This window comes from Balneola sp. (assembly GCA_002694685.1).
Taxonomy (GTDB): Bacteria; Bacteroidota; Rhodothermia; order Balneolales; family Balneolaceae; genus Gracilimonas.
Genome location: NZMW01000010.1, coordinates 573,878 through 596,126 on the forward strand (window position 1 = coordinate 573,878; position 22,249 = coordinate 596,126).

Genomic DNA, 22,249 nt, shown 5'->3' on the forward strand with positions numbered 1-22,249 from the left:
ATGAGAATAGGCGGAATAATTACAGTTTTAATATTAGTAGGGATTGGCTTCGCAGCTACTTTTTTCATTACTGATGAGTGGGTTGAGGGGCAAGTTGAATATCAGGCAAGTTTGCTGAATGAGGCAAAAGTAGAATTGGATGACTTTGAATTTAGTCTCTGGGATCTGCAGGTGAAATGGGGGCGGCTTCAGGTGGCTAATTCAAACAATACTATGCAAAATACGTTCGAAACGGGCGATACTGAATTCAGTATGGAGTTTTGGCCGTTAATTTTGAAGAATAAAGTAATCGTAGATAATGTCCGCTTAACCGGATTTCAGATAGATACCGAAAGGGAAACGGACGGTGCTTTCGAGATGCCGGAAGAAATTGAAGAAGACAGCGAACCGGGATTTGTATATGGGGTGGTAAGTCAGGTTAGCAGCGAGGCTTCAAAAAATGCCGAAGTTAAGTTTACCGATGTTCGCAACGACTTAAACGTGGACAGCCTGATGGCGAAGGTAAATATTCAATCCGTTGATAAAATTGATTCTCTTCGAAACGGCATTCAGCAGAATTACAGTAAGTGGGATAGCACCTTCAAAAATACAAAGGTAAATGAGGAGATTGCTGAAGTTCGGACAACTGTTGAGGCCATCAAACCAAAGGAGATAAAGAACCCTAAGCAGGTGGTTGAGGCTATTGAAAATGTCCAGAAACTGCGTAAGCAGGTTGACTCTCTCAAGACCCGCGCTGAAAACCTGAAGAGTGACTTTGAGCAAGATTACGGAACCACTCGGGATGACTTGGGTCAGGTAGATAACTGGATTCGGGATGACTACCAGCGAGCTTTAAATGTGGCAAAACTTCCGGATTTGGATGTTCAAAACATCGGAACGGCTTTATTCGGCCAGAATTTACTGGGCGATTATGCGGCCTATTTAGAGTATGTAGCTATTGCCCGCGAGTATGGGAGCCGATTAGTGGGTGATGAGGATTCAACACAGGAAATTCCTCGATACGAAGGTCTCGATTATGAATTCAGTGACAAATATGATTATCCCGGATTTTGGTTTAAAAACATAGAGCTTTCTGGAAGAACGAAGTCGGATATTGATATTTCCGGAATGGTAACCAATATCAGCAGCAGCCAAAAGAAAACAGGCGAGCCGGTAAAGTTTGATATCAATGGGACGGATGAAAACGAGGTAGCCTTGACGGTGAACGGTGAATTGAACTATTTAGAAGAAGAGCCTCGTGAAAGCTTCAACGTAAATTATTCAGGTTTTACTCTTTCGAAAGCCAGAATATCTCCTTCGGACTTACTCCCTTATGAGCTCAAAACAGGGCAGGGAGAGCTGAATGTGGATATGAATATCATCGATAAACGAATAGATAGCCGGATCGACTATTTGGCTAAGAATATCAGCTTTGATTTTGAGGCAGCGGGTCAGCCCAAGAATAGAATAGAATCCCTGATTCGAAATGCGATTGGTAGTACTGATCAAATTGACGTTGCTGCCTTGATTGATAATGTAGATGGGCCGTTACGGGTCAGAGTTCGGTCTAATGTGGATGATTTATTTATGAATGCGTTAAAGCAGACTGTAAGCCAGGAAGTGGAAAACGCCAAGCGTAAAATCGAAGCTGAAGTTCAGAAACAGGTAGAAGGTAAAAAAGAACAGCTCGAAGAATTTAAAGCGGAGAAAGAAGCAGAGTTACGCCAACGGTACGAAGAAATTCAGGCCAAAGTAGAAGAGCAGCTCAAAGTAGTAGAAGAGAAAAAGAAAGAACTCGAAGAGCGTAAAAAAGAGTTGGAAGATTCCGTGAAGGATAAAATTAAAGACAAAATCGGCATCGATTTTTAATCTGTCCTTTATTTCACAAGACTATAGAAAGCGAATTCCTTTTTCTAAAATAGTTGTGTTGTCATGCTGAACTAGATTCAGCATCTGAATAGGCCGATGCTTTATTGAGAGATGTATCGGCATCTTGTTTTTCGCACCTCAGACCCTGAATCAAGTTCAGGGTGACAACTTATTAAATACAAATCAACCTAACTGTTCAGAAATAGTCTTAAAAAGTAAGGGCGTATTGCGATACGCCCTTACGGTAACTTAGGATCTACTTCGACAGCAACATCTTTTGGGTAAAGGTAACTTCTCCAGCTCTTAGCTGATAGAAATATACGCCGCTCGATAAGCCAGAAGCATCAAAAGTAGCAGAGTGGGATCCGGCGGTTTTCATTCCGCTGACCAACGTCACTACTTTTTGCCCCAACACGTTATAAACGGAAAGGGTGACATCCACCGCATTCTTCAACTCATAACTAATGTTGGTAGTTGGGTTAAACGGATTCGGGTAGTTTTGGTGAAGTTTGAAATCTTCGGCGATGGTTGGGTTTTCGTCTTCGTTGGAAGAGGGAATACGGAATTCCTGTCCATCGTTTTCAAAACCTTTGGAAGAAGATTCGCTTACAGTCCATGTAAAGTCTTGATAAGTAGAACCGGTACCTGTCAGAGCTAAAGAGAAAGAGGAAGTTGCAGCCTCAGATTCAGTAATGCCAATATCTATACTTTGGTAATCTTTAGCCGGACCATTAACTGCTGCGAAACTCCCGCCGTATGATATGAACTGCTGTAATTCTCCACTTAATGAAATACTTAAGCCATCCGGATCGCCATTTTGAATTCCAGTAACATCAACAGTGAAAATTAAGTGTGGGTCCGCATTATTTTCCGAGGCCTGGATGTCCTCTCCTGTAAAAGAAGCATAAGATTCACCACTATTACCATTGTATAGTGTTAGGGTGATATCATCTTCAATATCCATATTACGTTTTACCGGAATAGCAGAGAGAAAGGCAATTTCAACAAACTCACTGCTGTCTGGTCCCGCATTCTGGTAGTGAATTTCATTTACCCACATATAAGTGGTATTAGGATTATCATCATTCTGTATGGTTATAGAAAGAGTGTCAGTTATTCCAATCTCAGCATTAGCAGGTCCACTGACACTTTCGATAGCCAGTAAAATGGTTTCATTTTTCTCATACATATCATCATCTGCGATAGAGATAGAAAAGGACTGATTATCCGATGAGCCTGCTGGGAAAGTTAGGTTTTGAGTAGCAAAACTTTCAAAATCATCTTCGGTAGCCGTTCCTCCAACTTGAGAAACAGAGACCATCGTAGCTGTTTCAGTATTCGGATTTGTGATGCTTAGTGCTACTTCTACACTTCCCTCATCTTCCAAAATAAGTTGTTCTGCAGCAGCGAAATCTACGAGGGTCGTTTCGGTTCCGGAGCCACTACCTTCAATGGTCTGGTTGGTGTTGATTGATCCTTTTGTATTGCTTTCGGTGTTTTCCCAGCTAAAATCAGCATAACCAGAACCGGTTCCTGCCAGGGAAAGGGAATTTCCGACCGGAGCCGTCCCGCTTTCCTCAATTCCAATATCAGTACTTTCAATATCCTGAGCTGGACCGTCAGTAGCGGTAAAAGTTCCTTCATAAGAAAGGAATTGAATCAGTTCGCCACCAATATCGAGGCTCATTCCATCCGGACTTCCGTTTTGTAATCCATTAACAGGAAGATCTACATAAAAGAATGAAATACCATTTTCAGTATCACCAGCAGTGAAATCACTTCCAGAGTAAGTGGCGTAAACAGAGCCGCCATTTCCATTATAGAGGCTCAGGGTAACATCGGTTAGGTCTGCGAACTCGGCATTCACAGCTATTTCAACGAACTCACCTTGGTCACCGCCGTCGTTGTCATAATGCATTTCATTGACCCATGCAGCAGAAGGGGTTTGTCCATCATTATCGCGAATGGTAATTTCAGTCGAGTTAGCTGACCCGATTACTGCTTGTTCAGGTCCGGAAGCATTTTCTAAGCCCAGAATAATGGTCTCGTTCCCTTCTTCAAGATTATCGTCCGTTAGGTTTATCGTCACAGATTGACGATCCAGAGAACCAGCCGGAAAAGTGAGTGTTTGGGTAGTGAATGCCTGGAAGTCATCGCCGGAAGTGGCGGTTCCGCCTGAGTAAACCACATCAACGGTGGTTGCTGTATCTGCATTAGGGTTGGTTATAGAAACTTCAATTTCAACCGAAGACTGACTTTCATCAAAAGAAAGTACGGTAGCTGAAAACTCAACATTGGTCTGGCTGATTTCGCCTTCAAAATAAGCACGTTCAACGAGGGAGGGGTCAATCACAAAAGGATTGACGTCATTACCGGAAATTTCAGCAATGGCGCAGGTTCTATTGTACTCGGTTGTGGAAACAGCATCTACAGTGTTCCAGTTGCGAAGGAAGTCTTTCTGGATTTCGAAGAAAATAGGGTCGGCAGCATCAGCCTGAGTTTTATACATGGTATAGAAATAGAAAGCGGCTCGGGCGACATCACCTTTGGAAACTTCTCGGGGTTCCCAGCTTGCGGAATAATCAGAGTTTGGGTGTGAGTCTCTGTACTCGCTGTATTCATCAATTACATTGCCATCGGGATTGGGAACATCCTGATCGAGTCGCCACCAAGTCTCTGTTTCCTGATCCGGAATTTCATAGTACGGATGATTTCCCCTGGCGCTGTTGGCTCGGGAATACGCCGGAAATAAATGATGCATGTCGGAACGAGCAGGCTCTGTTGAAGCTCCTTTACTTTGCGGCCAGCTGTGTTCGGCGTTTACGTCTTTACCAAAAGCATCGGTACTTGGATCGTTATTTGGGTCGAGATAGATTCTATAGCCGGTATAAATTGTGGTTAGGGAATCATTTTTATTATCAATTTCAGAATAGAGAATATCTCTGGCGTTATCATAACTGATGTTGTCGGTAGTTCCATATTCCTGAACCAAAGCATCCAGTAATTCTTGTCCTGCTAAGTCAGGAAAAATTTGTGTCCCTTGTGCCGGACAGCTTTGTGAAAATGCAGAGGATGCAAAAAACAGCGACAGTACAAAAGTAAGAATTGCTGCTTTATGGTTGATGGTTTTGGGGTATGCCATTGCCTTCCAAATTTGATGATTATTTTTATACAAGAAGTGGTGACAGCACGATTTACGGTTGTGCCGGTGGAAGCTTCCCTGTCCTTATTACCGGGAATTACACATCATTAACAATATAACAGATTTATAGTGGAGAGAGGTAAAGGATTTATTAAGTAATGTCAGGTATTGGAATCTGCTAAATACTCATGGACATATTTGATAGCCATAGAGCCTTCACCCACGGCAGAAGCCACTCGGTTCATTGCTCCAGCGCGTACATCACCTGCGGCAAAGATACCCGGAGAACAGGTTTCTAAAAGATAAGGTTGGCGTTCCAGCTTCCAGGTTTTTGAGAAGTTATCGTATCGGTGAAGCTCTTTGCCGGTTTCAATAAAACCACGATCACTCTTGATGACATTTGCTTTAATCCAATCAGTGTAGGGGCGGGCACCTATGAAAATGAATAGGCCATCAGCTTCAACATCGAACCGATTGTCTTCCTCATTGTTGTGCAAGATCAGTTTTTGAAGATTCCCTTCCCCGCAAGCTTCTTCGATTTCAGTATGTGGCATCACTGTGATGTTATCTGTGTCATCAAGCTGATGGATTAGATAGGAAGACATACTGGAAACAAGCGATTCACCGCGAATCAAGATTTTGACTTCTTTTGCGAAAGTGGATAAATACATAGCGGCTTGACCTGCTGAGTTCCCACCACCAACGATATATACTTTTTTATCTTTGAAAGCATGAGCTTCAGTCATGGCAGCGCCATAATAAATTCCGGCACCGGTGAAATCAGAGATACCTTTACTCTCTAATTTTCGGTAATTCACTCCGGTGGTAATTACTACTGCTTTTGCGTTTACCTCAAAACCATCTACCATTTTTATGGTTTTATACTGGTCGGTGAGTGATATATCTACCACTTCTTGTGGGGATAAAAATTCCACTCCAAAACGCTTGGCTTGGGTGATTGCACGCCGGGCTAAATCAGAACCACTGAGTCCCTTAGGAAAGCCGAGATAATTCTCAATTCTTGAGCTAGTTCCAGCTTGTCCACCGGGAGCTCTTTTTTCAATCAGCAGTGTGTTTAACCCTTCTGAACCTCCATAAACAGCTGCAGCTAAGCCAGCCGGCCCCGCACCAATAATTGCAACGTCATAAATATTCTCAGAGGCAGTGGGACTTCGACCCAGCTTCTTTGCAATTTCTTTTGGGGATGGGTCTGTAAAATGACTTCCATCTTCAAAAAAGATGGCCGGCAAATGCTCCGTATTTACTTTGTGGTCGTTTAGTAGCTCTTTCGCTTTTTCATTGCCTTCTATATCTAACCAGCGATAGGGAATCAGGTTACCGGATAAGTAATCTTTGATAGCATGTGACTTCGGAGAGTATTGATAGCCCACAAGTCGAATCCCCCGAAACTCGGGTTTGAAATTGGCAAGCCATTCATCCAGCTGATCGTCAAGGACCGGGTATAGTTTTTCTTCGGGAGGATCCCAGGGCTTCAATAAGTAGTAATCCAGCTGAACATCATTGATCGCACTTATGGCAGCTTCCATGTCGGAATAGGCAGTCAGCAGAACCCGCTTGGCTTCCGGGAAAATTTCTTTCGCCTTCTCTAAAAACTCAACGCCCAGCATTTGTGGCATCCGCTGATCACTTAAAAATAAAGCTACCGTCTCCCCCTTTTTCTTAAGCTCCGGGAGTGTTTCAAGGGCTTCTTTGGCTGAATCAGTACTTAAAATCCGATAATCATTCCGATACTGACTACGCAAATCCCGGGTAATGGTGCGTATCACCTGTGGATCATCATCAATCGCAAAAATTATGGGTTTACTCATCCCTTCGGGAATTCAAAATTTAAAATTAAAGGTGAAGATTCGGAAAAATGCTCAATGCAATTTTAAATTTTTCATCTTTAATTTTGAATTCAATTTAGTGGAAAACAAAGTTCGAAAATAGTTTCTCCGGGTTGGGATTGAACAGAAATAGTGCCTTCGTGTTTGGATACAATTTTACGGACAAAATCGAGCCCAAGTCCCGTGCCTTGCCCGACTCCTTTGGTTGTAAAAAAGGGATCAAAGATCTTTGACTGAATGTCCTCAGGAATTCCTTCTCCGTTATCTTTGAAATAGATTCTGAGATCGCCTTTAGTAGTTTTAGCTGAGATTTCAATCTTGCCCTCATCATTTAAGGCATCAATTGCATTGTCCAGTAAATTCATCCACACCTGATTCAGTTCACTTACATACCCACAAAATTCAGGCAAATCTTCAGGCACGTCAACCACAACGCTAACCTGCTTTTCTTTAATCTTATGATTTAAAATGTTGAGAGTGCTCTTGAACAACTTAATGAGCTCAACCGGCTGTTTCTCGTTAGCCTGATCCATATGAGAATACGTCTTGATGGAGGAAACCAGGTCAGAAATTCGGCGGGAAGCATCTTCAACTTCGTCGATCATCTTTTCGGTTACAAAAACATCCTCAACCCACTTCAGAATAGCGCCAAGCATTTCTTCCGAGCCCAAATCTTTTATGGTCTGAAGTTCTTCTTCTGTAAAACCAAACTCGGCAAAGGTTTCTGATAGTTCGTAGGGTTCTTCAATCTGATGATCTTCCAGCCAGTCAGCTATTTCATCTTCCAGAGATGTTTTCTCCATAAGCGAAAGGGTTGGAATATCTTGTTTGAGCTTTGTAAAAATCAGTTCATTGATGGCATCCACTTGCTCACTGCTAAGCTCCAGCTCCATCATTTTTTTAAATTTTTCAGGCTTGGCGTGTAGATTTTTTTTCAAGGCAGTAGCGCTTCTGACCATAGCTGAAGCCGGATTATTTAGCTCATGGGCTAAACCCGCGGAGAGCTTACCTAAAGCAACCAATTTTTCATTCTGCTGTTGCTCAGTTGTGAAATATCGAATTCGATCAGACAGGGCGTGTACAAAAGACTCAATGAGTTTATAGTGTGATGCCAATTCGGGGAACTTGTCTTCATGGGTTACCAGAATAGTGGTTTCTTCCATTACCGTTACATAAGCTATGGAAGACTGAAGTCTGGAGAAGGGTAATTTCCCGGTAAGGTCTCCGCCCTCAAAATTGTCAATAACGGTAAATTGCTCGCCCCGTTTTATTTGTAACTTTATATTCCCATCCAGCACCAGGTACATTCTATTGATTTCATCGCCGGGTTTGATAATAACTTCATCAGGCTGGTAGGTGCACACCTCTGATAAGTTGATGTAGGCTCGGAGTTCACCTTCAGGAACACCTGAAAATTGGGGAAATGTCTGAATGCCTTTTAAAATATAATCATCCATTAGGGACGGAAATATAGTTCATCAATATAGCACCAGCGCCAATCTTCGCCGGGTTCAATAGAGCGAATAATAGGATGGTTTGACTCTTCAAAATGAGCCCGTGCATGTTTGTTCTTGGATGAATCACAGCAACCCACATAACCACAACTCATGCACATTCTTATGTGAACCCATGAATCTCCTTGTTCAACGCAATCCTGACAGACATCAATTGAGGTGCTTGTTACGGTAATCGAGTCTTTGTGAGTGCAGGGCATATGAGGATCAATTAGTTATTTCTGGAAGGTCTCAATAAACGCCTTTAATTCTTTATAGTCTAACTCACCGGAATATCGTTCACCATTTACGAAAAAGGTGGGGGTATCGTCAACGCCGCTTTTTACGCCTCCCCGAAAGTCAGTTGTGACCTGCTTTGCAAATTCATTAGTAGTTAAGTCCACTTTGAATCTGTACATGTCCAGTCCGATATCTTCAGCGAATTCGATAATTTTGGCTTCGCTGAGGGCGCGGTTATTTTCAAAAAGCAGATCGTGCATTTCCCAAAACCGATTCTGACTCCCGGCGCATAAAGCGGCTTCTGCAGCTATTTGTGCATTGGGATGCTTTTTCCGTAGGGGGAAGTTTCGAAACGAAAATTTTAACGTATCTGGATAGTTTTTGAGGAGCATTTGGGCGAACCGATAACCCATTCGCGAATAGGGGCATTCATAATCACCATATTCAAGTAAAGTGAATTTCGCTTCGGGATTACCCAGGATATAGTCATCCTCAGTAAGGTCGATATATAAATCGCTCATCGGTCGAAGGTTAAGTTCAAAGAAGTGCTTTCGGATTTACCTTCTTCCAGGCTTAACTCAGCAAGCTTTTTGCCGGCTTGAGACATTGGCAGACAAACAGCGGTTGCTCCAGCCTCACGCAAGGCTTTATGCTCATCGCTTCTCATGGTGAGTGCAACTACATCTCCTTTATAACCATATTTACGAAGCAACTGTGTGGCTTCTACTTTTGTGCCGGGGTTGGGGATTGCCAGCATAATGGCCTTAATATTTGAGAGGTCAATGTTTTCCCAAAGTTCAGGATCGCGGGCATCACCATAAACTACCCGTCTTTTTTCCTGAATGTTCTCTTCAATTTTAGCGGGATCAACATCCATTCCAATAACCTTGTGCTCATAATATTTAAGATATTTGTAGGCAGATGAGCCCGCTTGTCCCATCCCCACTACCAGATAGTTGGCACTTCCCAAAGAAATAACCTGTTGACCGGGATGTTTCACGTCCCGCTCGTACTTTAGCAAAGAATATTCAAAGCGACTCCAAATGGCATTCACATTAGATGAAAGTGGCGCATTAATAGCATAGGAAACGGCAACCAGCAACGCAAAGCTGGTTACTACGGTTTCGGGGATAAACCCTCCTGAAACAGCTACTATTCCGGCTATCAGCGTAAATTCACTGTAGGAAGTTAAGGTGGTTGTCACCAGAAATGAGTTTCGTGAACGGAGTTTGAAACCTACCAGTAAGAAGAAGTACAAGACAGATTTAAGTGGGAGTAAGGCCAAAATCACCAAACAGAAAATGAGTTCGTTGTATTCGGGTAATCCAGCGAGTCCAACTTCAAGGAAAAAACCAACAAGAAAGGCTTCTTTAAGTCCCCAGAGTTTGTGTGTGAGTTCATCGGCTAATTTATGTCCAGAAATTAATGCTCCGGCAACCAAAGCTCCCAGCTCTGATGAAAGCCCAACAACTTCAAATAAAGCACCTCCGCCAATAGCTAAAATCAGAGCGAATAGAAGCTGTAGTTCATCATGTCCGCTGGCAACCAGAGCTTTTAGTATAAGAGGTCGGAAAAGAGGAAGTGCCAGCAATGCAAAGCTCCAAACGGAAGGAACTCCGCCACCGGTTAATGCCAATAGAGCAATGGCTACAATATCCTGTAAAATCAAAATCCCGATGGAAACACGGGCATGATAGGCGCCTAGCTCGCCACGGTCTTCCAGTGCTTTAGCTGCTAAAACGGTACTCGAGAAGCCCAGCAGTATACCTATAATGATGGATTCTGTTAGCCCATAGCCAAAGAAGGAAGCTATCAATCCGAAAACAGCGGCCGTAAGCGCCAGGTGGATACCTCCGGCGCCCAGAACCTCAGGACGAATAATACTCTTAATCCGAAGATGAAGGCCTACGGTAAATAGCAGAAATAGAACACCGAGGTGTCCAATCTCATGAAGTGTATCGGTAGTTTCAAACCCAAAAAAGGACAAAACGATACCGGCGCCCAAGAAGCCGACCAGCGGTGGGAGTTTAAGTCGGGATACAGCCATCCCGAGAACATAGGCAGCTGCCAGCCAAAGAATTTCCATATATGTGAATTAAAGATTCAAAATGAAAAATTAAAAAATTGGTGCAAGCCCTATTTTTAATTTTTCATCTTTCATTTTGAATTAAGTAGAGCATTAATATGCTCAATCTCATCATTGTTGACAAGGTGTCCCATGCCCGGATATAATTTTTTTGTAACGCTGGCGCCTAACTTCTTCAGTAATTCTTCTGTTTCATTTACCCGTTCTTTGGGTATATGAGCATCAACATCGCTGCAGCCCAAAAACACAGGAGTACCATTGAGGTCTCCGCTATATTCTTCAGGGTTTACTGCATCACCAATTACTCCACCACTTAGTGCGATAAGTCCGGCATATTTGGCGGGGTGACGGGCTACAAACTCGGATGCCAGGCATGCCCCTTGTGAAAACCCGAGCAGGTATATGTTCTCTTTAGAAATACCTTCAGACTCCAGTTCTTCTATGATATCATGGATCTTTTGAAGTCCTGATGATAATCCCGGCTGATTTTGATCGGTTGGGGCAAGAAAAGAATAAGGGTACCACGTATTTCCATTAGCCTGAGGGGCACGGTATGCGATTTTCTTATCTGTTTCGAACGTTGAAACCATCTCGAGAATACTAGGTGCAGTCGCTCCACGTCCATGAATCATAATCATCGCTGCATTGGCCTCTGAAGCAGGTGTTCCTGCCTCTGCAACATTAGTTTGCTGGTGTGGTCCTTCAAAATTAGTATCTGTTGTTGCTGTGAAAAAACTCATTATTTGGTATATAAAGATTAAAAATCATAAAGTATTATAGCTTTCAAAAAAGCATCAAACTACTACTTTGCGTAACTGACTTTGATATCAGGTAGAATTTGTTCAATGCGATCTCTTTTACTTTCTAGCCATGGAGGTAAAATCAGGTGCTCACCCAGTGCTTCGAATTCCTCATCTACAGTATAACCGGGATCGTCAGAAGCCATCTCGAAAAGTACGCCGGCAGGGATTCTGTAGTACACAGAATTGAACCAATGCCGATCAATGATTTGAGTTGGGTTAAGTCCGCGTCCTCCTACATTCTGGCGAAGCTGATCAAGCTCTTCTTTATTCTCCGCACGGAATGCAATGTGATGGACAATACCTCGTCCATTTTGTCCATGTTCAGGGGCATCTGCTACTTCAATAATAACCGAGTGACCGATAGTAGCATCCGTTTGATATAAGTATTGGTTGCCTTCCTGAGCTACTTCCTCAAACTCAAATAGCTCGTTGATAAGCTTTTCAGTATGATCTTTTTCGGTCAGCTTCATGCGTGCACCCCAAAATCCCTGAATGGTTTTTTCAAAAGGAACTACGTAATCAACGTTCTCGACTTTTTCTTTAGCATCGCCTTCAAATACGATGTCTAATTCTAATCCGTCGGGATCTTGGAATCGAAGAGCAGTTCTTCCGAAAACATCCACTTCTTCGAAATCAACATCATTATCGTTGAGACGGGTTTTCCAATAATCCTGAGTGCCTTCAGGAACTTGTAAACCTACGTTTACCACCTCTCCGGTTCCTGGTTTTCCCTTTACCGCATTTGGCCATGGGAAAAACGTTAAGCTTGATCCCGGATTAGCAGATTGGTTACCATAAAATAGATGGTAGGTACCCGGATCATCTTGGTTTACTGACTTCTTGACCAGCCTCATACCAAGTACATGGGTATAAAATTCCGCATTTTTTTGAGCTTCTCCGGCAAGTACCGTTATGTGGTGTATTCCTTTTTGATGTTTCATTATATCAGGTGTTTTGTAATTCGCTTATCACAACTCAAATATACAATTAATCATTCATTAGTTTAATATTAAACTAATTTGTTATTCTCTATAGCTGTGATAGGTGATTCTCTATTCTGAGGAACAAAGTCGGGATTGATCCTTTTATATAAATGAGAAAAGAAAATCAGGAACCTTAAGCTATTAGAACTATGGATTTATTAGCGCAATCATGCGTATTGATGGATGTAGGTATTGCATTGATCTTAGGTGGAATTTTAGGATTCGAAAGGGAGTGGAAACGAAAGCCAGCCGGCTTAAAAACGAACATGATTATTTCCGGTTCAGCAGCTTTGCTGGTTTCATTGGGACGAGTAGTGATTGAAGACTTTAGTCAAATAATTGAGACGCAAGGAATGGGCGTGGACCCCATCCGTATGGTGCATGCCGTAATTGTGGGTGTTAGTTTTATTGGGGCAGGTACAATCCTTAAAAGCTCATCGGAAACGGTTGTTCGGTATCTTACAACAGCAGCAACCATTTTGATGGCGGCCGGGGTAGGAGTAAGTATTGCCTTAAAACAGTATTGGCTTGGAGTAGGAGTAACGTTTCTCTTAGTTGTTGTAAACTTTTTGTTTGGAATGCTGACCAGTTATATTGCAGAAATTTCAGATTATGAGAGCCCGTATTCAGAATAGAGATACAATAATCTCGAAATAAACGTTACTATCAGCATGATCTAAACGAGGAGAATTATGAGATCAATTACACAACTTACCATTCTGATATGTACGGTTTTATTATTCGCATCTTGCGAAGCTCCATTATTTGATAACAATACTGAGGTCACAGATTTAGACTTCGAGCTGGGACAGGAATTTAGCTTGCAGTATAAGAATGCGATTTATAACGAAAGAGAAGACCTAAGCATTGAATTTGTAGAGGTAAACGAAGGGAGATGTCCGATGGATGCATTTTGCGCATGGGCAGGAAATGCTGAAGTAACATTTAAAGTAATTGTTAAGGGAGATGAGATTGATTTAGTGTTAAATACTCATGAAAGGCTTGATCAAAATTTATTAGTTAAAGAATATTTTATACAGCTAAGTGAAGTCTCACCTTATCCCCAAACTTATCAAAACCCGATTCCTAAGAAAGATTACGTTGTAGAACTGAAAATTGATAAAGTATCCCTGAATTAGAGTAGTTTATCGATATATAAATCCGGCTAAACATGCTTACCTTTATTCTTTGAATTTTAAAGGATCTAAAAACCTATTTCAGTGAATATTTACGCCATCATTATTCTGGTGACCATCGCCATCGATTTTATTCTGGATATCACTTCCAACTACCTGAATCTAAAATCTCTTTCAAAGAAACTGCCCGAGGAGTTTGAGGGTGTTTATGACGAAGACACTTATGCCAAATCACAGGAGTACACTAAAGTTAGAACAAAGTTTGGCTTTTTGACCGGTGGTTTTGATCTGGCGCTGGTTCTAGGATTCTGGTTTTCCGGAGGCTTCAACTGGCTTGACGAAATTGTACGGGCATGGGGTTTTGGGGAACTGGTTACCGGTTTGATCTACATCGGCATTCTGATCTTCTCAAAAACGATCATCACCCTCCCATTCAGTATCTATTCTACTTTTGTGATTGAAGAACGGTTTGGCTTCAACAAAACAACACCAAAGACCTTTGTGATGGATATGGTGAAGGGCTTAGGCTTAGGGTTGCTTATCGGAACTCCATTACTTGCGGGAATCCTCTGGTTCTTTATGTATGCGGGAGACTTAGCCTGGCTTTATGCCTGGGGAGCAGTAACAGCTTTCACGCTCATCATGCAGTATGTAGCACCGACATGGATCATGCCGCTGTTCAATAAATTCACCCCACTGGAAGAAGGCGAATTGCGCACCTCCATAGAAAATTATACCGATAAAGTAGACTTCCCTTTACAGGGATTATTCGTGATTGACGGCTCTAAGCGATCCAGCAAATCCAACGCTTTCTTTACAGGTTTTGGGAAGAATAAAAGAGTCGCACTTTATGACACGCTGATTGAAAATCACACCATCCAGGAATTAGTAGCGGTGCTGGCACATGAGATTGGTCACTACAAGAAAAAGCACATCATAAAGGGAATGATAACCAGTATTGCCCAAACGGGTGTGATGTTCTTTTTGCTGTCTATTTTCTTACAAGCAGAAGGGCTTTTTGACGCTTTTTATATGGATGAAATGTCGGTATATGTAGGGCTTATTTTCTTTGGAATGCTCTATGCTCCAATTGATATGATCTTATCCATCTTTATGCAGATGATTTCCCGCAAACATGAGTTTGAAGCGGATAATTATGCTGCAGAAACAACGGGCGAACCTGAAGACATGATTTCTACCCTGAAGAAACTTTCCAAGGATAACCTCTCTAACCTGACGCCCCATTCGTTCTACGTATTTCTGAATTATTCGCATCCGCCCGTGCTGGAGCGAATTCGGAATTTAAAATCGAAAGGGTGATAGAACTAACCCGTTTGCATTCGTTTCATTAGGCAAGGCTATCGGGGCTGTCAGTAACTTTGAACTGTATGCTAAAAACTGAACCGGGAGCAGATGGGTTTGATCCATACGTATAATCTGCGTCTAACTGTTCGGCGAGGGTTGAAATTAATACCATGCCCAAAGAGTCTTCGAGACCTGATTCTTTGTTTTCACTGAAACCTACCCCGTCATCCGAAATTTCTAATCGGAGCTGGTGATCAATATGCTCAAGATTAAAAGAAATGAGTCCTTTGTTTCTATCAATAAAGGCATGTTTAATTGCATTCGTAAGCACTTCATTTACAATTAAGCAACAGGGAACCGCCTGACCAATATTTAAATTTAACGGCTCGAGATTAAATTCAGTCTCAATCTTCGCATCATAGTCGAGAGTGTCTAAAATGGTTTGAACCAAATCTTTCAAGCCCTGATCAAAAGCCATGTTTGAAAAGCTATTGGACTGATAAAGTTGCTCATGAATGTTAGCCATTGACTTAATACGCAGGGTGCTGTCAATTAGCTTTTTTCGCAATAGCTCATCTTTTTCTTTAAAGTATTGCAGTTGGAGCATTCCTGAGATAACGGCGAGATTGTTTTTTACCCGATGGTGGATTTCAGCTAGAAGCGTATTCTTTTCTTTGAGTGAGTTTTCCAGTTCATTCTGCTGGACCAACAAATTCTGTTTTAGGTTATCCTGAGATTCAATAGTCTCCTGAAGTCCTTTGAAAAGCATCGGCATAAATATCACCGCCACAATACTCATTAATATGGAGTTTGCGGAAATGGCAAACCATGAAGCTACTTGAAAACTATCCCTCAAAGGATATTCAACCATCTCATTATAAATGAAAAAGGCGTGTATAATGCAGATACCGATATTTATAAATATGGTTAGTACGCCGATTCTGGTTCTTAATATCAATAGGGAAAACACAGTGGCCCCAAATAGGTAGGTTAAGCCGGCTCCATGATCTCCCATGAAAAAAATAAGAATGGCTGCGACTGAGTAAATAAGAAATAGAAAAAGGTATTTTCGTAAACTTACTCTCAGGTTTGGGTATAGCGTGATTAACGAAATAGCGATTCCAAAGCTGATATAGATAATCGCCAGGGTTAATTGACCCAGAAAGAAAACAACAAGGGCCGAGGGGATAATGATCATAATGCCAAGCGGCATTAGGTGAATAATGAGAGACGCAAAAAGCTTATTTTTCCAATATTCGAGTCCCTCTGTGTGAGTTAATTCCCCAATACAATTTCTATTTACCCTAGATTTATACCTATCCCAAAATTTTGCCATGTATCAGAATGTTGAATATTGTAAACAGAAGTGATTATAAAAAAGTGATTTATGTCATAAAAGCCAATTCAACTAAAAAATAAAGAACGAAAGAAAAAGAGAATCTTCTTTAACTATTTAAACACAGTTTAGGCTTTATTTTATCGGTCGGAACCAAAATAAATTAAGGAGGATCGCCGATATTTTATTTATTTTTGGCTAAATAGAGAATATGCCCATGAAAAAAAATATTGAGACCATAGCTATTCATTCCGGGATGGATCACGCATCAGAAGAGAATGCATCGGTTGTTCCCCCCATCGAAATGTCCACCATTTTTGAACACCGAAAAGGAGGACGCAAAGAGGACGATTGGAAATACTCCCGCTTGTCGAATCCGAACCGGGTACAGCTCGAACATGTAATCCGGGATTTAGAAAATGGGGATTCATGCGCGGCGTTCTCTTCCGGTATAGCGGCTATTTCATCGGTATTCCAATCCATGGACTCCGGTGCCCATATATTGGTTCCTGAGGACGTTTACTTCGGAACTCGAAAGCTGGTTTGGGAATTTGCGGAGCGTTGGAACCTCGAGGTTGAGTTTATCGATATGACGAATCTTGAGGAAGTAGATTCCAAGCTTAAAGAAAATACCCAAATGGTGTGGGTTGAAACTCCTTCTAATCCACGACTATTGATTACAGATGTGATCAAGATTAACAAGCTCGCCGGGAAATATGGTGCAATCGTTGCGGTAGATAATACCTGGCCGACTCCTTACAATATGCGTCCGCTGGATCTTGGAGCTGACGTTGTCATTCACTCAACCACTAAATATTTGGGTGGACACAGTGATATTTTGGGCGGTGCTGTTATAACTCGCGGCAGTGAAAAACTGTTTGATAAAATTCGGACCATTCAGGTAGTTCAAGGCGCCGTTCCTTCGCCTCAGGATTGCTGGTTGCTCTCACGAAGTATTCGTTCTTTTCCATACCGGATGAGAGCACACAACGAAAATGCTCGTAAGGTGGCTGCCTTTTTGAATGATCACCCCAAAGTAAAAGAAGTGTATTACCCGGGATTGGAAACTCATCCCGGCCACGAAATTGCCAAAGAGCAAATGGATGATTTCGGCGGAATGATATCTTTTCTGGTTCACGGGGGAGCGAATGAGGCGATAAAAGCTGTTTCAGGAAGCAAGATGATTAAAGCAGCCACCAGTTTAGGTGGAATTGAAAGCATCTGGGAACACCGAAAATCGTCTGAAGGCGAAGAGTCACCCACACCCGATAATTTAATTCGGCTAAGTGTAGGGCTGGAACATCCGGATGATATTATTGAAGATTTGCAATTAGCCTTATCTTAGCCTTAGATAAAGAAGGTTTTAAAGCGTCTAAAAATCTCTAAGGTCTTTATGGTGAAGGTAGGGATCTTCTTGGTGCTTGCCACCAAATGACTTCAGCCCCTTCAACAATAACATCGTAATAATGTATTCGTTAGTGTCATCAATAATAAAACCGAAGCGTAGTATAGTTTATATGACAAAGAAAAGTGTTCTGGTATTACTGATTTCACTGCTTGGGATTTCTATCGCACAATCCCAAAACCGCCCCGATATGTTTGAGTGGAAGGAGCTGGGAGAAGCAATTAAACTGGCTGGTGAAAATGATAAAAAAGTGCTGGTTTATGGAAATGCATCCTGGTGTACTTATTGTAAGAAGATGGAGAAAGAAGTTTTTACGCAGGAATCCGTTAAAGAACTCACCAATGAGCATTTCTATTCCGTTTGGATGGACACTGAATCTCAGGACTCATTGACTTTCCGAGGTCAACAGATGACCCAAATGCAATTTAGCCGAGCCATGAGAATCACAGGAACGCCCACCTTTATTTTCTTTGATTCGGAAGGAGAGATTATTGCCGGTCAGCCCGGGTTTATTCCCGAAGAACTATATGTTCAGATTTTAGAGTATGTAGGAACCGATGCCTATCTGGAGCAAAACTTCAATGAGTTTGTAGGGGTTGAGACTGAGAATTAGTTTGAGATGAGTCTTCCCAAAAATTCCTGTACATTCCTGCCGTGGAGTTGATTACAGGAATAAAATCTACAGGAGATGGGAAGAACAATTAAAGCGCCGACGGGAACAAACCTTAACTGTAAAAGCTGGCTGACGGAAGCTCCTTTCCGCATGATCCAGAATAATCTCGATCCGGATGTAGCTGAAAAGCCGGAAGAACTGGTGGTGTATGGAGGTATCGGACGCGCCGCCCGTAATTGGGAAAGTTTTGATGGCATACTGGAATCCCTTAAATCCATGAGTGACGAAGAAACACTGTTGGTTCAATCAGGGAAGCCGGTCGGGATTTTCAAAACCCACAAAGATGCTCCCCGGGTTTTGATCGCCAACTCGAATCTCGTGCCAAAATGGGCAAACTGGGATCACTTCAACGAGCTCGATAAAAAAGGCCTGATGATGTACGGACAAATGACGGCCGGATCATGGATCTACATTGGAAGTCAGGGCATTGTGCAGGGAACCTATGAGACATTCGTAGCCATGGGGAAAAAGCATTTCGGTGGTGACTTGTCCGGAAAGTGGATTCTCACGGGCGGACTTGGAGGGATGGGCGGAGCTCAACCCTTGGCCGCAAAAATGGCCGGCGCCAGTATGCTGGCTGTTGAATGTCGGGAAGACCGAATTGATATGAGAATTCGAACCGGATATGTCGATCAAAAAGCCACTTCTTTGGATGAAGCGCTGGGGATTATTGAGAAATCAGTGGAAGACAAAAAACCGGTCACAGTAGGCCTTCATGGCAATGCTGCTGATACCTATCCAAAACTTTTAGAACGTAAAATTCTGCCGGATGCCGTCACCGACCAAACTAGCGCACACGATCCATTAAACGGGTATTTGCCGTTGGGAATGACGGTGGATGAATGGCTGGAAAAGCAGAAGTCGAATCCTAAAGAAGTAACTTTAAAGGCTCAGAAATCAATTGCGATACAAGTGAAGGCGATGCTGGATTTCCAGAAACAAGGTATCCCTACTTTTGACTATGGAAACAATATTCGTCAGGAAGCTTTCGATCAAGGGGTGGAAGATGCCTTCAACATCCCCGGTTTTGTGCCGGAGTATATTCGTCCGCTTTTCTGTAAAGGAATTGGCCCGTTTCGTTGGGTTGCACTTTCCGGTGATCCCGAGGATATCTATAAAACCGATCAAAAAGTAAAAGAACTCATTCCCGACGATCCTCACCTTCACAATTGGCTGGATATGGCCAAAGACCAGATTCACTTTCAGGGATTGCCTTCCCGCATTTGCTGGGTGGGATTAGGTCAGCGCTATAAACTCGGACTGGCCTTCAACGAAATGGTGAAAAGTGGAGAGCTGAAAGCACCGGTCGTTATTGGCCGCGATCATCTTGATTCCGGATCTGTGGCAAGTCCAAACCGTGAAACCGAAGCTATGAAAGATGGATCTGATGCGGTATCGGACTGGCCGATTTTGAATGCTTTACTGAATACCTCATCAGGCGCAACCTGGGTTTCTTTTCATCATGGAGGTGGTGTGGGGATGGGGTTCTCACAACATGCGGGCTTGGTGATTGTTGCGGATGGAACCGATGACGCAGCGGCAAGATTGAATCGCGTTCTATGGAATGATCCTGCAACCGGAGTCATGCGCCATGCCGATGCCGGATACGAAATCGCCATTGATTGCGCGAAAGAACATCAACTGAAATTGCCTTTTTTAGAATAATTGGCAGAAATATCATCCGTAGGGACGTATCATGATACGTCCCTACGGATTGATTATCATATTGTAAATCTAACACCTATGCCTGATTTATTAATTCAAAACATATCTCAAATTGCCACACCAAAACCGGGTGTGCTACGAGGCTCAGAGCTTCGGAGTCTGAATGTTATTCAAAACGGAGCGATCTATATTTCGGATGGAGTTATTAAGTCCGTGGGATCTTTGTCAGAAGTGCTGGAGCAGGTAGAAGGGCATCCCACTATTTTAGATGCGGAAGGGAAGGCAGCTGTTCCCGGTTTTGTAGATTCTCATTCCCATTTAGTGTTTGGCGGAAATCGAGCCGATGAATTTGCGATGCGTTCAGCAGGAATGAGTTATGAGGAAATTGCAGATCAGGGAGGCGGGATTGTTTCTACTGTTGAGGCTACCCAACTGGCTACCAAAGAGCAGCTAAAAGATGTTGCTCGAATTCGTTTGCAAAAAGCTCTGAAGCAGGGCATTACCACGATGGAAATTAAAAGTGGATATGGGTTGAATTTAGACAATGAACGCAAGATGCTGGAGGTAATCAACGAGCTTAAAGAAGAACAACCTGTTGAACTATCAGCTACTTTTTTAGGAGCTCATGCCGTCCCAAAAAATTCAACCAAAGAAGAATATCTGGAAGACGTATTGGCTATGATTCCCGAGGTTGCCGAGCTGGCCGATTACTGTGATGTGTTCTGTGAAGATGGCTATTTTACGGTAGATGAATCTCGCCGGATTTTAGAGAAGGGTTTGGAATATAGACTCAAGCCTAAACTTCACACGAACCAATTTAACGATATTGGCGGTGTAGAAATGGCACTTAGCCTGAATGCCATATCGGTAGATCATTTAGAGGTTTTAAGTGAGGAAGATATCGAAAGAATTGCCCGATCAAATACCGTGGCTACTGTTTTGCCCGGCGTCTCCTACTTTCTGAATATTCCTTATTCCCCAGCTCGAAAGCTGTTAGATCGTGGAGCGCTGGTTGCGTTAGCTACTGATTTTAACCCGGGTTCGTCCATGACGATTTCCATGCAATTACTGATGAGCATGGCCTGCACCAAAATGGGAATGTCGGTAGAAGAAGCATTGAGCTGTGCCACGCAGAACGGAGCCAAAGCGTTGGAGAAAGAGAAACTCGGCTGCATCGCTCCGGGATTTCAGGCAGATGTCTTGCTCTTGGATACCAATAACTACAAAGACCTGGCTTATTTTTTCGGGGAGAATCACGTGCATACTGTTATCAAAAAGGGAGAAAAGGTTTGGGCATCACGAGATTAGAAAAAATTCTTAAACCGGTTTCAGATGAAATGAGGTCAGTACGATCTCATGACCCGAATGATCACTGGTTTGTGCAAGAGATGTATTTTGAAGAACGGGATTATGATCAGGCAACTCATGTATTAATTGGATGTCCACAACATGAAGGCGTGTACAGAAATAATGGGAGAATAGGAGCGGCAGAAGCACCGAATAAAATCCGTGAGCAACTCTATAAACTTCAGGTAAAAAGAGATAATGCGGTTAAACTATTCGATGCAGGAAATGTGATAACTGACTTATTTGATTCTTCAGAGATTACTGACTTCCCTGATTTGAATCAAAACCCCGATGCATTGGAAGAAATCCATAATCGACTATCTACGATTGTCTCCGAGTTTTTGAGAGATGATAAAAGGGTGATTGTATTAGGTGGGGGAAATGATATTTCTTATGCGGATGTCCGGGCTTTGGCTGAAAATGAACGAGAGATATCTGCCATCAATATCGATGCCCACTTAGATATGCGCATAGCTGAGGAGATGACAAGCGGAACGCCTTATCGAAAACTCATTGAAGATCATTATTTAAGCCCGCAGCAATTTTATGAATTTGGGATTAGGTCGGAATCAAACGGAGCCTATTATTTAGAAAATGCTAAAGAATTAGGCGTGAATGTACATTATTTGCAGGATGTGTTAGATGAGAGAGTCAGCCCGGCTTTTCAGCATATATTAGGACAGATTGGTACCCGTCCATTTTTTCTGGGATTAGATATGGATTCTATTCAGGCTTCCGATGCCCCGGGGGTAAGTGCGTCTTCGCCTGTTGGTTTTTCAGGAAGGGAAGTGATGGAATGTATTCATCACGCTAAACAAAAAGAGAACCTTAGAGTGTTCGAAATCACCGAAGTCAATCCCAAACACGACCTCGACAACCGGACAGTGAAATTAGCCGCTCAGTTTGTGTACGGTTTCCTTTTTGATTGAAACAACAAAGT

General features: G+C 42.5%; 18 protein-coding genes. 9 read left to right on the top strand and 9 right to left on the bottom strand.

The window, feature by feature from the left end:
* Entirely contained in the window at positions 1-1,848 is a 1,848-nt protein-coding gene (locus CL667_12180) for a TIGR03545 family protein (GenBank protein MAL18458.1), read from the top strand.
* Positions 1,849-2,104: 256 nt separating this feature from the next.
* Here CL667_12180 and CL667_12185 read toward each other — a convergent pair whose 3' ends face one another.
* The 8 genes from CL667_12185 to CL667_12220 form a co-directional block, all read right to left on the bottom strand.
* Entirely contained in the window at positions 2,105-4,990 is a 2,886-nt protein-coding gene (locus CL667_12185; GenBank protein ID MAL18459.1) for a hypothetical protein, read from the bottom strand.
* A 161-nt stretch (positions 4,991-5,151) separates the two neighbouring features.
* On the bottom strand, positions 5,152-6,819 hold the full coding sequence (locus tag CL667_12190) for a fused response regulator/thioredoxin-disulfide reductase (protein MAL18460.1): 1,668 nt from the start codon (positions 6,817-6,819) through the stop codon (positions 5,152-5,154).
* Between the two features lie 89 nt (positions 6,820-6,908).
* Positions 6,909-8,294, bottom strand: a complete 1,386-nt coding sequence (locus CL667_12195) for a hypothetical protein (GenBank protein MAL18461.1) — start codon at positions 8,292-8,294, stop codon at positions 6,909-6,911.
* Positions 8,294-8,551, bottom strand: coding sequence for a hypothetical protein (locus CL667_12200; protein ID MAL18462.1), 258 nt, complete (start codon positions 8,549-8,551; stop codon positions 8,294-8,296). The genes CL667_12195 and CL667_12200 overlap by 1 nt, the downstream gene beginning before the upstream one ends.
* 15 nt (positions 8,552-8,566) lie before the next feature.
* Positions 8,567-9,091 carry a disulfide bond formation protein DsbA gene (locus CL667_12205; protein MAL18463.1) on the bottom strand — a complete coding sequence of 175 codons (525 nt, stop codon included), beginning with the start codon at positions 9,089-9,091 and terminating at the stop codon, positions 8,567-8,569.
* Positions 9,088-10,656 (bottom strand): potassium transporter KefC, encoded by a 1,569-nt coding sequence (locus tag CL667_12210; GenBank protein ID MAL18464.1) that lies wholly within the window; start codon positions 10,654-10,656, stop codon positions 9,088-9,090. Before CL667_12210 ends, CL667_12205 begins: the two co-directional genes overlap by 4 nt.
* A gap of 71 nt (positions 10,657-10,727) precedes the next feature.
* The gene (locus CL667_12215; protein ID MAL18465.1) at positions 10,728-11,396 is read right to left on the bottom strand and encodes a phospholipase; all 669 of its coding nucleotides are present in this window, start codon (positions 11,394-11,396) and stop codon (positions 10,728-10,730) included.
* Between the two features lie 62 nt (positions 11,397-11,458).
* On the bottom strand, positions 11,459-12,400 hold the full coding sequence (locus CL667_12220) for a ring-cleaving dioxygenase (protein MAL18466.1): 942 nt from the start codon (positions 12,398-12,400) through the stop codon (positions 11,459-11,461).
* A gap of 221 nt (positions 12,401-12,621) precedes the next feature.
* Between CL667_12220 and CL667_12225 the strand changes: the two genes are divergently transcribed.
* The 3 genes from CL667_12225 (at position 12,622) to CL667_12235 (ending at position 14,898) form a co-directional block, all read left to right on the top strand.
* Positions 12,622-13,077 carry a magnesium transporter gene (locus CL667_12225; protein MAL18467.1) on the top strand — a complete coding sequence of 152 codons (456 nt, stop codon included), beginning with the start codon at positions 12,622-12,624 and terminating at the stop codon, positions 13,075-13,077.
* 57 nt (positions 13,078-13,134) lie between these two features.
* Positions 13,135-13,581: a hypothetical protein gene (locus CL667_12230; protein ID MAL18468.1), complete on the top strand. Its 447-nt coding sequence runs from the start codon at positions 13,135-13,137 to the stop codon at positions 13,579-13,581.
* Positions 13,582-13,662: 81 nt separating this feature from the next.
* Complete coding sequence (locus CL667_12235; GenBank protein MAL18469.1) at positions 13,663-14,898, top strand: peptidase M48; 1,236 nt, start codon at positions 13,663-13,665, stop codon at positions 14,896-14,898.
* A 28-nt stretch (positions 14,899-14,926) separates the two neighbouring features.
* On the opposite strand, the gene CL667_12240 is transcribed toward CL667_12235, so the two are convergent.
* Positions 14,927-16,219 (bottom strand): hypothetical protein, encoded by a 1,293-nt coding sequence (locus CL667_12240; GenBank protein ID MAL18470.1) that lies wholly within the window; start codon positions 16,217-16,219, stop codon positions 14,927-14,929.
* A gap of 211 nt (positions 16,220-16,430) precedes the next feature.
* Between CL667_12240 and CL667_12245 the strand changes: the two genes are divergently transcribed.
* The 5 genes from CL667_12245 to CL667_12265 all read left to right on the top strand — a co-directional run bounded on the left by CL667_12245 (position 16,431) and on the right by CL667_12265 (position 22,238).
* Entirely contained in the window at positions 16,431-17,564 is a 1,134-nt protein-coding gene (locus CL667_12245; protein MAL18471.1) for a cystathionine gamma-synthase, read from the top strand.
* A gap of 121 nt (positions 17,565-17,685) precedes the next feature.
* Positions 17,686-18,237 (top strand): hypothetical protein, encoded by a 552-nt coding sequence (locus CL667_12250; protein ID MAL18472.1) that lies wholly within the window; start codon positions 17,686-17,688, stop codon positions 18,235-18,237.
* 75 nt (positions 18,238-18,312) lie between these two features.
* Positions 18,313-19,962 carry a urocanate hydratase gene (locus CL667_12255; protein MAL18473.1) on the top strand — a complete coding sequence of 550 codons (1,650 nt, stop codon included), beginning with the start codon at positions 18,313-18,315 and terminating at the stop codon, positions 19,960-19,962.
* Between the two features lie 78 nt (positions 19,963-20,040).
* Positions 20,041-21,270: an imidazolonepropionase gene (locus tag CL667_12260; GenBank protein MAL18474.1), complete on the top strand. Its 1,230-nt coding sequence runs from the start codon at positions 20,041-20,043 to the stop codon at positions 21,268-21,270.
* Complete coding sequence (locus CL667_12265) at positions 21,252-22,238, top strand: hypothetical protein (GenBank protein MAL18475.1); 987 nt, start codon at positions 21,252-21,254, stop codon at positions 22,236-22,238. Before CL667_12260 ends, CL667_12265 begins: the two co-directional genes overlap by 19 nt.
* Positions 22,239-22,249: the final 11 nt, after the last annotated feature.

Coding starts and splice junctions, on each gene's coding strand:
- CL667_12205 (MAL18463.1), bottom strand. CDS start 9,091: ATGAGCGATTTATATATCGACCTTACTGAGGATGACTATATCCTGGGT.
- CL667_12260 (MAL18474.1), top strand. CDS start 20,041: ATGCCTGATTTATTAATTCAAAACATATCTCAAATTGCCACACCAAAA.
- CL667_12250 (MAL18472.1), top strand. CDS start 17,686: ATGTATTCGTTAGTGTCATCAATAATAAAACCGAAGCGTAGTATAGTT.
- CL667_12240 (MAL18470.1), bottom strand. CDS start 16,219: ATGGCAAAATTTTGGGATAGGTATAAATCTAGGGTAAATAGAAATTGT.
- CL667_12220 (MAL18466.1), bottom strand. CDS start 12,400: ATGAAACATCAAAAAGGAATACACCACATAACGGTACTTGCCGGAGAA.
- CL667_12180 (MAL18458.1), top strand. CDS start 1: ATGAGAATAGGCGGAATAATTACAGTTTTAATATTAGTAGGGATTGGC.
- CL667_12225 (MAL18467.1), top strand. CDS start 12,622: ATGGATGTAGGTATTGCATTGATCTTAGGTGGAATTTTAGGATTCGAA.
- CL667_12245 (MAL18471.1), top strand. CDS start 16,431: ATGCCCATGAAAAAAAATATTGAGACCATAGCTATTCATTCCGGGATG.
- CL667_12185 (MAL18459.1), bottom strand. CDS start 4,990: ATGGCATACCCCAAAACCATCAACCATAAAGCAGCAATTCTTACTTTT.
- CL667_12190 (MAL18460.1), bottom strand. CDS start 6,819: ATGAGTAAACCCATAATTTTTGCGATTGATGATGATCCACAGGTGATA.
- CL667_12195 (MAL18461.1), bottom strand. CDS start 8,294: ATGGATGATTATATTTTAAAAGGCATTCAGACATTTCCCCAATTTTCA.
- CL667_12215 (MAL18465.1), bottom strand. CDS start 11,396: ATGAGTTTTTTCACAGCAACAACAGATACTAATTTTGAAGGACCACAC.
- CL667_12210 (MAL18464.1), bottom strand. CDS start 10,656: ATGGAAATTCTTTGGCTGGCAGCTGCCTATGTTCTCGGGATGGCTGTA.
- CL667_12200 (MAL18462.1), bottom strand. CDS start 8,551: ATGCCCTGCACTCACAAAGACTCGATTACCGTAACAAGCACCTCAATT.
- CL667_12230 (MAL18468.1), top strand. CDS start 13,135: ATGAGATCAATTACACAACTTACCATTCTGATATGTACGGTTTTATTA.
- CL667_12255 (MAL18473.1), top strand. CDS start 18,313: ATGGGAAGAACAATTAAAGCGCCGACGGGAACAAACCTTAACTGTAAA.